This window comes from Aureispira anguillae (assembly GCF_026000115.1).
GTDB classification, from domain to species: Bacteria; Bacteroidota; Bacteroidia; order Chitinophagales; family Saprospiraceae; genus Aureispira; species Aureispira anguillae.
The window spans coordinates 1,495,096-1,511,850 of the sequence record NZ_AP026867.1 but is presented as its reverse complement, the minus strand read 5'-3'; the positions used below and the strand labels follow the sequence as shown (position 1 = coordinate 1,511,850).

Genomic DNA, 16,755 nt, shown 5'->3' with positions numbered 1-16,755 from the left:
TTTCTTTGCGCTCAACAATTAATAGGTTGAGTTCAAGCATTGATTTTTTTAGTTAATACTTCGTTAATTAGCTCGTTACACTCGTGAGATAGTTTTTTGCTTTTTTTGTAAAAAAGCAAAAAAACATCTTGTATTCGATTGATTACCAAATAACTAATACTTTGAACAGCAAAAATTCATCGTTTTAATAATCAACTGCGTAGCACTAATGTAATAATCGAATACGATTTTTCAACGGAGTAATGTTTAGTAATAAAGTGGCATCATTAGCGATACTTCATTACAAGGACAGAAGATAGTATTTTAAACGTAAAAAAAACACACATTCCCCCACTTTTATCTTGAGTTTTATAAAAAAAAGCATTTCAATATAATAAAAAGAACAATACATATTCAAATGATTTCAGATCGATTCCCAAGGCGAAGCATCTCCCCCCCCTCCTAAAACAAATACAGGACAATCCCTAATTAGAGTTTGTCCTGTTTCTTTGCTACAATTTTATTTTAGAATGGTTAATAAACTATTCATAATTTATCCGTATTTTTTTAGTATAAGCACTAAGACCATTGCTTACACGAACCCAATACACCCCTGACGCATAACGAGCCAGATCAACTTCCATTTCATAATAAGCACTTGCTTGAAGGCTTATACGACGTTCCTCTACCACTTGCCCCAACGCTGTTAGGATTTCTATTTTGTAATCATCGTCTTTTGCCAATTGGATATAAACGGTACTACGTCCTTCCTGCAAAAGCGTTGGGAATAGCTTTTGTACCAATGGCGCTTCTACATTCAGTGCACGAATATTTGAATAAGCATACGTTCCATCAAAATCTACTTGTTTCAAGCGGAAATAATGGACCCCTGCTACTAAATTCGGCACTTCATACTGATAATGTTGAGCCTGAATGGTCGTTCCTGCTCCTTCTACATAACCAATCGGATTAAAGACGGGCACTCCTGTTGTTGGCAAAGCCTGTTCTACTTCATAACCTGCATTATTTAGCTCCGTTGCTGTTGCCCAATTCAATTGTCCTATATTCTTTCCTTTTAATTTAGCTGTAAAAGTTAATAATTCGACGGGCAAATCTACGATTAGGGCTTGATAATCCTCTACCTCACCATTCGTTCTTCCTCCTGAAAAATCTCCCACAGCAAAAGCATCGTCATCGGCTCTTAAACGTACGTTTACCGTTTGAGTACTCTGATAGGTAGCTGGAACTGTTACGGCAACCGTTGTTGTTGTTGGACTCGCTGTCGCTACCGAACCATTGTAAAAGTCATCGTAAATCCCATCGGCATTCCAATCGATCCACAAACCATAAAATACATTATCTGCCACTGCCGAGTTCACGGTAATATCTAAATTGAATACCTGATTTGCCAACACAGATGTTGGAAACGCTCCAGACCCTGTTCCAAAACTAATTCCATCGTCAAAATTATCTGTCCCCAAAGCTGAACTTGTATTTTCAAAATCGGTATTGCTACCCAACCAAACATCTGTTCCACCATCCAGTACATTATCCGCATTTCCATCTCTTATTGCTCTATGGTAGGCTACTCCGTAGGCTGCTGGCGCATCTCCATAGTCCTTATTAACATCCAAGATCGTCAGATAAACCGTTGCGGTATCACATGCTTTCGGCGTTCCATCATCACAGATGCTATACACAAACTCATCATTCCCACTAAAATTGGGATCGGTTGGGCTATACGTATAACTCCCATCTGGATTTAAAGTCACCGTACCTTGGCTTGCTCCACTCACCAAACTTACCCCTCCGATTTGGCTATCTCCTTCTACATCACTATCGTTGTCCAACACATTTGCCGTTAAGGTCGTCCCTTTGTCTAAAAACTCCTCATCATCGATTGCATTTGTACTGTTGTACACTGATGGTAATACATGTATTGTCACCGTTGTTGTTTCACAGCTCATAGGCACGCCATCATCACAAGCCGTATACTCATAAACAACCTCTCCTACAAAACCTGCTACAGGATCAAAGGTATAACTTCCATCCGCATTTTGCGTCAAGGTGCCTGCATTGGTCACTGCTGCTCCATTTTGATCCACTCCCGCTATGGTTGTTCCTACTCCCAATCCTACTGTACCATCTACTACTCCATCTCCATCTGTGTCTATATTGATTGTCCCTGTTACAGTGATGTTATCCCCATCTGGATCGTTGTCATTCGACAAAACTTGACCACTTACGGCTAAATCGTCATAGGTGACATTCGCATCTGGTGCCAGTGCCAATTCTCCATTATCAGTGGTTGGCAAGGGCTCTACATCTATTGTTACCAATGCTTCCTCACAAGCTTGAGGACTCCCGTTATCACATACTTGATAACTATAGCGTACCTCTCCTACAAAATTTGCTGTGGGGACAAATGTATACGTCCCATCTGAATTTTGCGTCAAAGTGCCTGCATTGTTATTAGCTGTCCCATCTTCATTTACTCCTCCTACCGTCACTCCTGTTCCCAATCCATTGGCTGTTTCTGGTACGCCATCTCCATCTGTATCTATTGTTATGTTACCTGTCAATACTTGCGTATTGTTTTCATGATCCCAATCGTTGGTTAAGACATTACCACTTGCCGTCTCATTAATTGGTGTCGTATTGATGTCATTCGCTGCATAAGTTGTATTTCCTTCTCGCCAATCCCGCTCTATCGTTACCCCATTGGTTGCATCTGGATGACTATTGGGATTCAAATTGGTATTGGTGGCATCCGTACTTGCTGTATTGTTATCATAACCATCCAACAAGCCGTCTCCATCCGCATCTGTTGCTCCTCCTGATAAACCTGTATTCGCATTTGGACTATCTGTGCCATCTACTAGACCATCTCCATTCGTATCGTGCCCCTCTAGATTATCTAATAAACCATCATTATCACTATCCAAGTCCAAATAATCGGGATTGTCTACTCCATCCGCATTATTGGGTACAATTCCTGAACCTGCTCCACCAAAGTTTGCATCGTCATTGTCGTAAGCATCGTCTATCCCATCTCCATCTGCATCTGTCCCTGCTGGGGCAAGGTAAGAAGCCGTTGCTTGTCCTTCTGTATTGTCTACGATTCCATCGTTGTCCGCATCTATATCCAAGAAGTTGTAATTGTTGTCTCCATCTTGGTTATCGTTTGGATAAGTATCTGGTCTTCCATCTCCATTTCCATCTGCTCCTGTTACAGTCATTGCATTTGCTGTATTCTCTGCCGTGCCATCGTTCCCGACATCGCCATCTACGCCATCGTTAAAACCATCTCCGTCGGTATCCACAAAACCATCCGCTATTCCATCTCTATTGGCATCTATTCCGCCTGCTTCCTCTACATCTAAAATACCATCGTTGTCCGCATCCAAATCAAATTGATTTAGAATACCATCTCCATCCAAATCTCCTCTTGCATAAGTATCTGGGGCACCATCTCCATTGGTATCAGCTCCTGTTAAAACCAAAACATCTGCTATATTCTCTGCCGTACCATCATTCCCTACATCGCCATCTACCACATCGTTAAAACCATCGCCATCGGTATCGGCAAAGTTATCTGCTAGACCATCTCCATCTGCATCGGTGCCTCCTGCTTCTACCACATCTGGAATGCCATCGTTATCGCCATCCAAATCTAAATGATTGGGTACACCATCTCCATCTGCATCTCCTGAGGAATAAGAATCAGGAGCGCCATCATTATCCGTATCTGCTCCTGTCAAGATCAAAGCATCACTGCTATTTTCTGCTGTCCCATCGTTTCCGACATCGCCATCTACCACATCGTTAAAACCATCGCCATCGGTATCGGCAAAGTTATCTGCTAGACCGTCTCCATTTTCATCCGTGCCGCCTGCTTCTACCACATCTGGTATTCCATCGTTATCCGAATCCAAATCTAAGACATCCAAGATGCCATCGCCATCACTATCACTATTCGCTATCGCAGTTCCCCCATTGTCTACATCGTATTCATCGCTTAGACCATCGTTATCCGTATCCGTATAATTATCTACTACGCCATCGCCATTTGTATCCACTCCTCCTGCTTCTACTATATCTGCTATGCCGTCGTTGTCTGAATCTAGGTCTAGATGGTTCGGTATACCGTCTAAATCCGTATCTCTTGGTAAACAAGGAATAGAGATTCGAATAACAGATTTCTGACCAAGTCCTGACGAAACATTTGTTAACGACTCCATAAAATTAATGGTAAACGCTCTAATGCCATTTCCTGTAATCTCCCATTCAGAAGTCCCTATAGGAACATGACCTCCTGATACATTTGGAACAAATGTAACATCAGAGGTACCATTTCCCACTATATTTTGTAACTCAGCAGCAGGACTACCAATCACAGCACTATGCGTAATGACTGGAGTTGTCACATTCCATGTACTTGAAGACGTTGTAATATTCCACTCTTCTTGATCATCAAACCACCCATTTGCGTTTCCTTGCTCGAACCGAATATTGACAGGATAGTTAAATGTAAATTTATATTCCATAAACTCTGTCCTTGCTGCACCTAATGTTGTTGTGACACCCATCGATAACTCACTTAAACCATTCCCCGCAGGCACACTAATATTTGTTGAATTACCATTTATTGTAGCACTAAAGTTCACCAAAGAATTAATCGATTGATTCACTATATTTGGTGTACCATTAGAGAGCGAAGACAAATCAAGAGAAAAACCACTACAATCCATTTCATCCACATCCAAAATTCCATCGTTATCGTCATCCAAATCTACGATATCCATCACACCATCTTGATCCGTATCTAGCGCCTCTCTCCAGTCTCGCTCCGAGCTTTGACCATCTTCATCAGGATGGCTATTAGGGTTCAAATTGGTATTGGTGGCATCTGTACTTGCTGTATTGTTATCATAACCATCCAACAAGCCATCTCCATCGGTATCTGTTGTTCCTCCTGATAAACCTGTATTCGCATTGGGGCTATCCGTTCCATCTACTAAGCCATCTCCATTTGTATCGTGCCCCTCTAGTCCATCCAACTCTCCGTCATTGTCACTATCCAAGTCCAAATAATCGGGATTGTCTACTCCATCGGCATTGTTGGGTACAATTCCTGAACCTGCTCCGCCAAAGGTTGCATCGTCATTGTCGTAAGCATCGTCTATCCCATCTCCATCCGCATCTGTCCCTGCTGGGGCAAGGTAAGAAGCTGTTGCCTGTCCTTCTGTATTGTCTACGATTCCATCGTTATCCGCATCTATATCCAAGAAGTTATAATTGCTGTCTCCATCTGTATTATCATTGGGATAGGTATCTGGTCTTCCATCTCCATTTCCATCTGCTCCTGTTACCGTGGTCGCATTTGCTGTATTCTCTGCCGTGCCATCGTTCCCAACATCCCCATCTACAGCATCATTAAAACCATCTCCGTCGGTATCCACAAAACCATCCGCTATTCCATCTCTATTGGCATCTATTCCGCCTGCTTCCTCTACATCTAATATACCATCATTGTCCGCATCCAAATCAAATTGATTTAGAATACCATCGCCATCTAAATCGTCGTTTGGATAAGAATCGGGGGCACCATCTCCATTGGTATCGGCTCCTGTTACCGTGGTCGCATTTGCCGTATTCTCTGCCGTACCATCGTTTCCGACATCGCCATCTACCACATCGTTAAAACCATCGCCATCTATATCGGCAAAGTTATCTGCTAGACCGTCTCCATCTGCATCCGTGCCTCCTGCTTCTACCACATCTGGAATGCCATCGTTATCGCCATCCAAATCTAAATGATTGGGTACACCATCATTATCTGCATCCTTTAATACAAGGGCTGTATTATTAGCATTGGGTGTCATATATTCAACAGAAACCGTTCCTAGACAAGAATAATCCGTACAAAAATTCACATCCGCTGTTGGAGTAAATCGCATGCTAACAGATCCATCATCATTCCATAAATTCCAAGACGCTAAAGGAATCGTCACTTTAAAACAAACAGCAGGACTTCCACAATCACCATAAGCAGGGTTATTAGAAGAATGCTTTGTAAAAGAAGCGATTAAAACAGCATCTTCTCCATAAACTTCTATCATTTCAGTTGAACCATTTCCATAATCACCTTCTAGGCAAAATGTAACAACAGGGTCATCAACAGCATCTATAGTAGCAACAGCTAGTGCTACATTATGATTGTAGCCAACAACTGTTCCTGAACAGTCTCCAACCGTGCTAGCAGTATTTAATGTGTTAGAATTGGAATCATAACCATCTGTCAAACCATCTCCATCCACATCTACGATAGCATCTACCACGCCATCCCCATTGGTGTCTACTCCACCTACCTCTACCAAATCAGGAATACCATCATTATCTGAATCCAAATCCAAATGATTAGGAACCCCATCTCCATCTGTATCTAAGTTACAGTCATTTTTAGTAAAGGTAAAATCCGAAATGCCTACTATATTTGCTCCAGGATCAGCTTGTACAGCAAGACCATGCCCATATTTTATACAAATTTCATTTACCCCTTCAGGAAAAGTAATGGTTACATTAGCATCCGAAGAAGTAGAAGCCACACTCTGCAAGCCACTAAAACTATTCGTTGCATCATCAAAATCAACAAAACTAGCATTGAAGCTAACATCTGCAATCGTAATATCTACTGGTTTACCAAACTGATACCCCATAACAACGATACTATCTAACCAAGAATTGGTACTAGGATTAGATAAATCATTTACATCAATATCCGTCAACGTAAACGTTAAATTGCTTAAGGTGTCGGATAATTTAAAACAATGTATAGCCATTTGTTCTTGGCTCGTATTATCATGATACATAAAATATTGATCTGAAATACCTCCAAATGTGCCAGAGGAAATAGAACCATTCCTTCCACTTGCCTCTGATATATTAAAAGGATTATACATAGACGCAACTAAACCATTTCCATCGTTTGTTGTGACAGGCGTAGCAATCTGATAATAGTTAGTTTGCCCTGAAACTAACGCACCTTTAAAATCAGACCAATCTATTGTATCCTGATTAGCAATACAAGATTGCTCATTCACATCTGCAATACCATCATTATCTGCATCAAGATCTCCTGCATCTCCAATACCATCACAATCGTTATCAGCGAAGGTCATAGCAAAATCGGAAATTCCAACAAGTTGATTGCCTGGGTTAGAAACTACTCCAGCCCCATTCCTATATATTACACAAAATTCTGTAATAGGACTAGGAAATGTAATTGTTACATTCCCATCTGAACTAGAGCTCCCTACATTATTTAGCCCTACAAAGCTATTGGTTGCATCATTAAAAGAAACAAAAGAAGCATTAAAACTAACATCTGCAGGTGTAATATCTACCAATGTACCATTATTGTATCCCAAAATGACTATAGAATCTTGGTAACTCCCATCAATTGAATCTATATCTGTTAATGTTACTGTAAAATCGATAGCCTGATTAAACTGAAAACAATGTTGTGATTGCTCACTAACGTTATTCGCATTCTGATATAAGATATATTGGTCATTTACCCCTCCAAAAGTAGAACTAATAATTGAACTACTACGGTTATCACTAATCCCATATAAATCTGTTACATTATAATTTACGGCAAGGCCTCCATTACTTATATTAGAAGCGATCGTAAAATAGGCATTTTCTCCTGTAAGCGGAGCAACTTTAAAATCAGACCAATCTAAGGTTGAGGTCAATGTACCTGCACATTGTGCAAATGAGAACAGCCCCTGTCCCAAAAGCAACAAAATCATGCACGCAGTGAGCCATTGTTGTTTAAATTGTAAAAAAACTCCCATAATTAATATTTTTATTAAAAAAAAAGAATTGGATATCGTTCAAAGACTTCAATTCAAATTAGGCTTATAAACATAAAAGCCTAAAGCTGCCGTGCAGCTTTAGCGTTAAATCCTATTGTTTTTTTATAAATTTGTTAGGGGTATTCAACTAGAATACTCTAGTTGTGTAAAAGAAATGATACTTAAGATTAATTGGTCTTATAACCATCTATTAAATGCTAAATCATCGCATTTTTAGGTTTCAGACATTGATAAAGTAATTTTTCCTGCTTAAAATACAAGGAGCAAAAGTGTTCAATATGGTTTTTAAGTTTTTACTTTAAAAGGATTTTTTTTGGGGCAAAAATCCACATTCCCTAAGTGTTATTATACACTACCTTATCTCATTATTCCTTAATATATAAAGTACTGTATTACAATGATAGCACTAAAATAAATAAAAAACAAATATTAGATAATATATACTACATAAAACACTACTATACAACCCAAGAATAAGCCCAGTATAATTTATAAAATAAAAAACAGAACCAACTCCATTAGAGCGGTTCTGTCTTTTTCTCCATAATCTTGACAAAGCCTAGTTCTAGGTATTCTACCTCCCATCTACTAATTCAACATTGCTGAATGGAGTATACTACTGGTTATTTATTCGTATTTTTTCTGTATAAGTTCCTGTGCCGTCACTCACACGAACCACATACACCCCTGACACATAATGCGCCAGATCAACTTCCATTTCATAATAAGCACTTGCTTGAAGGCGTATACGACGTTCCTCTACCACTTGCCCCAACGCTGTTAGGATTTCTATTTTGTAATCATCGTCTTTTGCCATTTGTATATAAATCGTACTGCTTCCTTCCTGCAAAAGCGTTGGAAATAGCTTTTGTACCAATGGCGCTTCTACATTCAGTGCACGAATATTTGAATAAGCATACGTTCCATCAAAATCTACTTGCTTCAGGCGGAAATAATGGACCCCTGCTACTAAATTCGGCACTTCATACTGATAATGTTGAGCCTGAATGGTCGTTCCTGCTCCTTCTACATAACCAATCGGATTAAAGACAGGCACTCCTGTTGTTGGCAAAGCCTGCTCTACTTCATAACCTGCATTATTTAGCTCCGTTGCTGTTGCCCAATTCAATTGTCCTGTATTCTTTCCTTTTAATTTAGCTGTAAAAGTTAATAATTCGACGGGCAAATCTACGATTAGGGCTTGATAATCCTCTACCTCACCATTGGTTCTTCCTCCTGAAAAATCTCCCACAGCAAAAGCATCGTCATCGGCTCTTAAACGTACGTTTACCGTTTGAGTACTCTGATAGGTAGCTGGAACTGTTACGGCAACCGTTGTTGTTGTTGGACTCGCTGTCGCTACCGAACCATTGTAAAAGTCATCGTAAATCCCATCGGCGTTCCAATCGATCCACAAACCATAAAATACATTATCTGCCACTGCCGAGTTCACGGTAATATCTAAATTGAATACCTGATTTGCCAGCACAGATGTTGGAAACGCTCCTGCCCCTGTTCCAAAACTAATTCCATCGTCAAAATTATCTGTCCCCGAAGCTGAACTTGCATTTTCAAAATCGGTATTGCTACCCAACCAAACATCTGTTCCACCATCCAGTACATTATCCACATTTCCATCCCTCATTGCTCTATGATAGGCTACTCCGTAGGCTGCTGGCGCATCTCCATAGTCCTTATTAACATCCAAGATTGTCAGATAAACCGTTGCGGTATCACATGCTTTAGGCGTTCCATCATCACAGATGCTATACACAAACTCATCGTTCCCACTAAAATTGGGATCAGTTGGGCTATACGTATAACTCCCATCTGGATTTAAAGTCACCGTACCTTGGCTTGCTCCACTCACCAAACTTACCCCTCCGATTTGGCTATCTCCTTCTACATCATTATCGTTGTCCAACACATTTGCCGTCAAGGTCGTTCCTTTGTCTAAAAACTCCTCATCATCGATTGCATTTGTACTGTTGTACACTGATGGTAATACATGTATTGTCACCGTTGTTGTTTCACAACTCATAGGCACGCCATCATCACAAGCCGTATACTCATAAACAACCTCTCCTACAAAACCTGCTACGGGATCAAAGGTATAACTTCCATCCGCATTTTGCGTCAAGGTGCCTGCATTGGTCACTGCTGCTCCATTTTGATCCACTCCTGCTATGGTTGTTCCTACTCCCAATCCTGCTGTACCATCTACTACTCCATCTCCATCTGTGTCTATATTAATTGTCCCAGTCACAGTGATGTTATCCCCATCTGGATCGTTGTCATTCGACAAAACTTGACCACTTACTGCTAAATCGTCATAGGTGACATTCGCATCTGGTGCCAGTGCCAATTCTCCATTATCGGTGGTTGGCAAGGGCTCTACATCTATTGTTACCAATGCTTCCTCACAAGCTTGAGGACTCCCATTATCACATACTTGATAACTATAGCGTACCTCTCCTACAAAATTTGCTGTGGGTATAAATGTATACGTCCCATCTGAATTTTGCGTCAAGGTACCTGCATTGTTATTAGCTGTCCCATCTTCATTCACTCCTCCTACCGTCACTCCTGTTCCCAATCCATTGGCTGTTTCTGGTACGCCATCTCCATCTGTATCTATTGTTATGTTACCGGTCAATACTTGCGTATTGTTTTCATGATCCCAATCGTTGGTTAAGACATTACAACTTGCCGTCTCATTAATTGGTGTCGTATTGATGTCATTCGCTGCATAAGTTGTATTTCCTTCTCGCCAATCCCGCTCTATCGTTACCCCATTGGTTACATCTGGATGACTATTCCCATTTAAGTTCGTGTTCGTGGCATCTGTACTTGCTGTATTGTTATCATAACCATCCAACAAGCCATCTCCATCCGCATCTGTTGCTCCTCCTGATAAACCTGTATTCGCATTTGGACTATCTGTGCCATCTACTAGACCATCTCCATTCGTATCGTGTCCCTCTAGATTATCTAACAAACCATCATTATCACTATCCAAGTCCAAATAATCGGGATTGTCTACTCCATCCGCATTGTTGGGTACGATCCCTGATCCTGCTCCACCAAAGTTTGCATCGTCATTGTCGTAAGCATCGTCTATCCCATCTCCATCCGCATCTGTCCCTGCTGGGGCAAGGTAAGAAGCCGTTGCTTGCCCTTCTGTATTGTCTACGATTCCATCGTTGTCCGCATCTATATCCAAGAAGTTGTAATTGTTGTCTCCATCTTGGTTATCGTTTGGATAAGTATCTGGTCTTCCATCTCCATTTCCATCTGCTCCTGTTACAGTCGTTGCATTCGCTGTATTCTCTGCCGTGCCATCGTTTCCAACATCGCCATCTACCACATCGTTAAAACCATCTCCGTCGGTATCCACAAAACCATCCGCTATTCCATCTCTATTGGCATCTATTCCGCCTGCTTCCTCTACATCTAAAATACCATCGTTGTCCGCATCCAAATCAAATTGATTTAGAATACCATCGCCATCCAAATCTCCTCTTGCATAAGTATCTGGGGCACCATCTCCATTGGTATCGGCTCCTGTTAAAACCAAAACATCTGCTATATTCTCTGCCGTACCATCATTCCCGACATCGCCATCTACCACATCGTTAAAACCATCGCCATCGGTATCGGCAAAGTTATCTGCTAGACCATCTCCATCTGCATCTGTGCCACCTGCTTCTACCACATCTGGAATACCATCGTTATCGCCATCCAAATCCAACTGATTTATAATCCCATCTCCATCGGTATCTCCTGAGGGATACGAATTAGGAGCGCCATCATTATCCGTATCTGCTCCTGTCAAGACCAAAGCATCACTGCTATTTTCTGCTGTCCCATCGTTCCCGACATCGCCATCTACCACATCGTTAAAACCATCTCCATCGGTATCGGCAAAGTTATCTGCTAGACCGTCTCCATTTTCATCCGTGCCGCCTGCTTCTACCACATCTGGTATTCCATCGTTATCCGAATCCAAATCTAAGACATCCAAGATGCCATCGCCATCACTGTCACTATTCGCTATCGCAGTCCCCCCATTGTCTACATCGTATTCATCGCTTAGACCATCGTTATCCGTATCCGTATAATTATCTACTACACCATCACCATTTGTATCCACTCCTCCTGCTTCTACTATATCTGCTATGCCGTCGTTGTCTGAATCTAGGTCTAGATGATTCGGTATACCGTCTCCATCTGTATCAATATCTCCCGCACAAGCAATAATTGGTTCCAATGCAATAGCATAAACCTCTGTATTTACAGGATTAAATACAGCATTATAACCACTAGAATTTCCTTCCATTTGAGTAGTAAACCCAATCAAGGTTACTACAGCGTTTGGAGGCACTGCGTAAGTTATTGTTTTGTAAACCCAATTTCCCCCATCAAGTGTTGCAGCATCACCTGAAATATCTAATGTTCCATTAATTGTTCCCGATGATGTTATTAAATTAAATGGAAAACTAGTTAGATAGGTTCCTGTTGAACCTCCTATATTATCATAGTAATAAAATGAAATACTAACTAGTCCACTCGCATCTGCATAAATATTCGTTGGGTTAGGAAATGAGTAATTAAAATTCCCCGCTCCTCCTAAAGAATCATAAGCATTTAAGAAAACCTCTGGCGCAAGTGGAGAAGGGCTTCCTCCCTGTGCTGCTACATAATCGAAATCAGATGATAAAGCATAACCCGATCTAGTAACATCCACTGTTCCATTAATTAGATCTACAGGAGCAGAAAAACAATGCCCTTCATCCACATCCAAAATTCCATCATTATCATCATCTAAATCTACTATATCAGCGACACCATCTTGATCCGTATCTAGTGCCTCTCTCCAATCTCGTTCAGAATTTTGACCATCTGCGTCAGGATGACTATTGGGATTCAAATTGGTATTAGTGGCATCTGTACTTGCTGTATTGTTATCATAACCATCCAACAAGCCATCTCCATCTGTATCTGTTGTTCCTCCTGATAAACCTGTATTCGCATTGGGGCTATCTGTGCCATCTACTAAGCCATCTCCATTTGTATCGTGCCCCTCTAGTTCATCCAACTCTCCGTCATTGTCACTATCCAAGTCCAAATAATCGGGATTGTCTACTCCATCGGCATTATTAGGTACGATCCCTGAACCTGCTCCGCCAAAGTTTGCATCGTCATTGTCATAAGCATCGTCTATCCCATCTCCATCCGCATCTGTCCCTGCTGGGGCAAGGTAAGAAGCCGTTGCCTGTCCTTCTGTATTGTCTACGATTCCATCGTTATCCGCATCTATATCCAAGAAGTTATAATTATTGTCTCCATCTGTATTATCATTGGGATAGGTATCTGGTCTTCCATCTCCATTTCCATCTGCTCCTGTTACCGTGGTCGCATTTGCTGTATTCTCTGCCGTGCCATCGTTCCCGACGTCGCCATCTACTACATCATTAAAACCATCTCCGTCGGTATCCACAAAACCATCCGCTATTCCATCTCTATTGGCATCTATTCCGCCTGCTTCTTCTACATCTAAAATACCATCGTTGTCCGCATCCAAATCAAATTGATTTAGAATACCATCGCCATCCAAATCTCCTCTTGCATAAGTATCTGGGGCACCATCTCCATTGGTATCGGCTCCTGTTAAAACCAAAACATCTGCTATATTCTCTGCCGTACCATCATTCCCGACATCGCCATCTACCACATCGTTAAAACCATCGCCATCGGTATCGGCAAAGTTATCTGCTAGACCATCTCCATCTGCATCTGTGCCGCCTGCTTCTACCACATCTGGTATGCCATCGTTATCGCCATCCAAATCCAACTGATCCATGATCCCATCTCCATCGGTATCTCCTGAGGAATAAGAATCAGGAGCGCCATCATTATCCGTATCTACTCCTGTCAAGACCAAAGCATCACTGCTATTTTCTGCTGTCCCATCGTTCCCGACATCGCCATCTACCGCATCGTTAAAGCCATCGCCATCCGTATCGGCAAAGTTATCTGCTAGACCGTCTCCATCTACATCGGTGCCGCCTGCTTCTACCACATCTGGTATTCCATCGTTATCCGAATCCAAATCTAAGACATCCAAGATGCCATCGCCATCACTGTCACTATTGGCTATATTATTTCCAGAAGATACAACATTGGTAATTTGATAATTGGCTGCAACATTCGAAATACAAGAAGAATTAGTACAAAAACCTGATGCAACATCAGCATTTGCCTGATAATTAATCACTACAGTTCCATCATCGTTCCATAAATTCCAGTTAGCTTGAGAAATTGTTATACTAAAATTCATAGCAGGCACACCACAATCTGGATAAGTAGCATTATCTGAATTCAGTCGACTAAAGGTACCTAAATTAGTAGCTCCTTCACCTGTAAGTGTAAAAGTAGCCGAATTAATTCCATATGCCCCTGTCACGGAAAAAGTCAAGGTAACATTGCTTGAAGCATCTGTTGTTCCAGAAGTAAAACTCAATGTGTGTGCTGGACTTCCTACCGTTTGACAATCATCACCCGATGTATTAGTAACATTCGTAGTACTAACTACAGAAGCATCATAAAGATCAATTAGCCCATCGTTATCTGCATCTATATTGCCATCTACTTGTCCATTACCATCCACATCAACACCACCTGCTTCTACTAGGTCTGGAATACCATCATTGTCCGAATCTAGGTCTAAATGATTGGGAATACCATCTCCATCAGCATCACACTGCCCCGTCTGAACTACCTGAATATTGTCTAGAAAATTTCCAAGGGTTGCTCCACCTACAGAGGAAATAGATTCAAATACTAAAAAAGTACTCGTTTGACCAACAGGAACAATATAGGTTCCTGTATAAGTTCCCCAAGCTGATGTTCCATCCGACATAATTTGCTGAGAAACAGCAGAAGCAACAGATGATCCTATTTTAAAATCGGCTACATCTACCCCTGCTCTCCCTCTATGATCAATAGACCAAGAAAGTGTAGCACCAGGTTCTGTACAAATGATTTGATACAAAGAAGATACTTCATTTCCATTTAATTCTGCAAAATGACCACCATCCGAAGATGGCACTCCATTAAAACCAGAATTCCACAACTCTATCAAGTTATCAGATGCTGTTGTATTCCAGCCAGGTACAGAATTTTCATTGACAAAAGCAAAGCCCCCTGGATCTTCAAAACTGCCATTAATTAATTCTTGCCCCAAACAAGGACATTCATCCACATCTAAAATCCCATCGTTATCGTCATCTACATCACAATCTGCACTCAGTCCATCATTATCATTGTCATCAATTTCTTGAAGTGTTAGACTAGCTATGATTCGTCCATTTCCTCCAGCCAATGCTCCATTTGTTGTACCAGCATTAGGAGTTTGTAACATGCGCCCTTCTCTACCGCCAGAAGCATTAACCGTTACATTGCCTGGTAATGTCCCCACATTGTGCCATAAAATTCCGCCACCACCACCACCACCAGGACCATGGGCATCGTCACCTCTGTAATCAATATCTTGACCATCTCCTCCATGCACATCCACTGTTAAACTAGTAGCACCTATGGTTTGTAAATCCAAACAAACACTCCCTCCTGCTCCTCCTCCAGAACCGCCATCAATAGCTCCACTAGTACTCACAGGTACTGTTCCTCCAACCGATATAATACTAAAACCATTTCCCTCTAGACTATTGGCTCTAATAATTACAATTCCACCTCCTTCTGTACTATTAGAAGGAAAACCACTGTTGGCATCTCCTGATCCTCCTGTTCCTCCCAAAAACAGCCGATTAAAAGAGGGACCTATTGGCATCGCATGTCCACCTACTCCTCCTGTGGCAAAAGCATTCGTACCTGTTAAGGTATTGCCACATCCTTGCCATTGTTCGCCTCCACGACCTCCTGCTCCTCCATTACCACCTCCACCGCCACCAGCATTATGGGCATTACCACCACCACCAGCATTTGACCAAGCTCCTTTTCCTTTTGAAAAATTAAGATCAGAAAGTGCTATGCCCTCTCCTTTGTGTGCCCCATCATTACTAGCATCAGGATAAAAATAATCCATTGCCGTACAAATTGAGGGAGAATTAGGAGTTGATATACCTCTAAATCCCTGTTGCGTTACATCTATATTCGCTCCTAAACTTACGGTTCCACTCGCATAAATTGCAACAATCCCCCCTGTTGTACCATTCCATGCTTGTCCTGTCAAGGTTCCATTGATGGTTACATCATCATAATTGGGAACACGAACCAACTGTACGACACCCGCTGGATCATAGCTATTGTTAAAACTGCCTGTTACAATGGTATTGGTTCCTGTATTAACTTCAATAATGGTAAAAAATTCGTACAGACCTGCACTATTATAATTTGTTATTGATCCAAAAGAAGCTGTGTTTGTCTGATCAATATTAGCTCCTTTCATCTGAATGATAAGTGCCCTATCCCCTGGGGCAAATAAAGAGGCATCACCTACTGTAATAGAGCTTTCGCAAGTAGATAGATTAATTGAACTTACATTTGTATAGCTATTCACAACGCCAGAAATTGAGGTTTGACTCAAGCTCTCAAATGAAAAAAATAAGCTCAACAATCCAATAAAAAATTGTCTATATCCCAACATATATACATATTTTAAAGTAAAAAAATGGATGCGATAGTTCATTACAATAGACTATCTTCATCTTAACACACTAAAAAATAGGAATATACTTGGGGCCTTCTATTATATCTAGAAGCTTCGAGAGAGGAGCTTCTATCTACCAGAATCTTAATAATAATTATATTTCAACAAAATATACCTTTTGCATTATATTATATCAAGATAAACGATAATTGCAATATAAGATTT

The 16,755-nt window shown here is 41.1% G+C and carries 2 protein-coding genes; both read right to left on the bottom strand.

What is annotated here, in order from left to right; translation table 11 throughout:
- Positions 1-521: 521 nt before the first annotated feature.
- Positions 522-7,841 (bottom strand): cadherin-like domain-containing protein, encoded by a 7,320-nt coding sequence (locus AsAng_RS05600; RefSeq protein WP_264791812.1) that lies wholly within the window; start codon positions 7,839-7,841, stop codon positions 522-524.
- A gap of 637 nt (positions 7,842-8,478) precedes the next feature.
- Positions 8,479-16,527, bottom strand: coding sequence for a cadherin-like domain-containing protein (locus tag AsAng_RS05595; protein WP_264791811.1), 8,049 nt, complete (start codon positions 16,525-16,527; stop codon positions 8,479-8,481).
- Positions 16,528-16,755 lie beyond the last annotated feature (228 nt).

Excerpts from the sequence above, each read along its gene's own strand:
- AsAng_RS05595 (WP_264791811.1), bottom strand. The coding sequence starts at position 16,527 with ATGTTGGGATATAGACAATTTTTTATTGGATTGTTGAGCTTATTTTTT.
- AsAng_RS05600 (WP_264791812.1), bottom strand. The coding sequence starts at position 7,841 with ATGGGAGTTTTTTTACAATTTAAACAACAATGGCTCACTGCGTGCATG.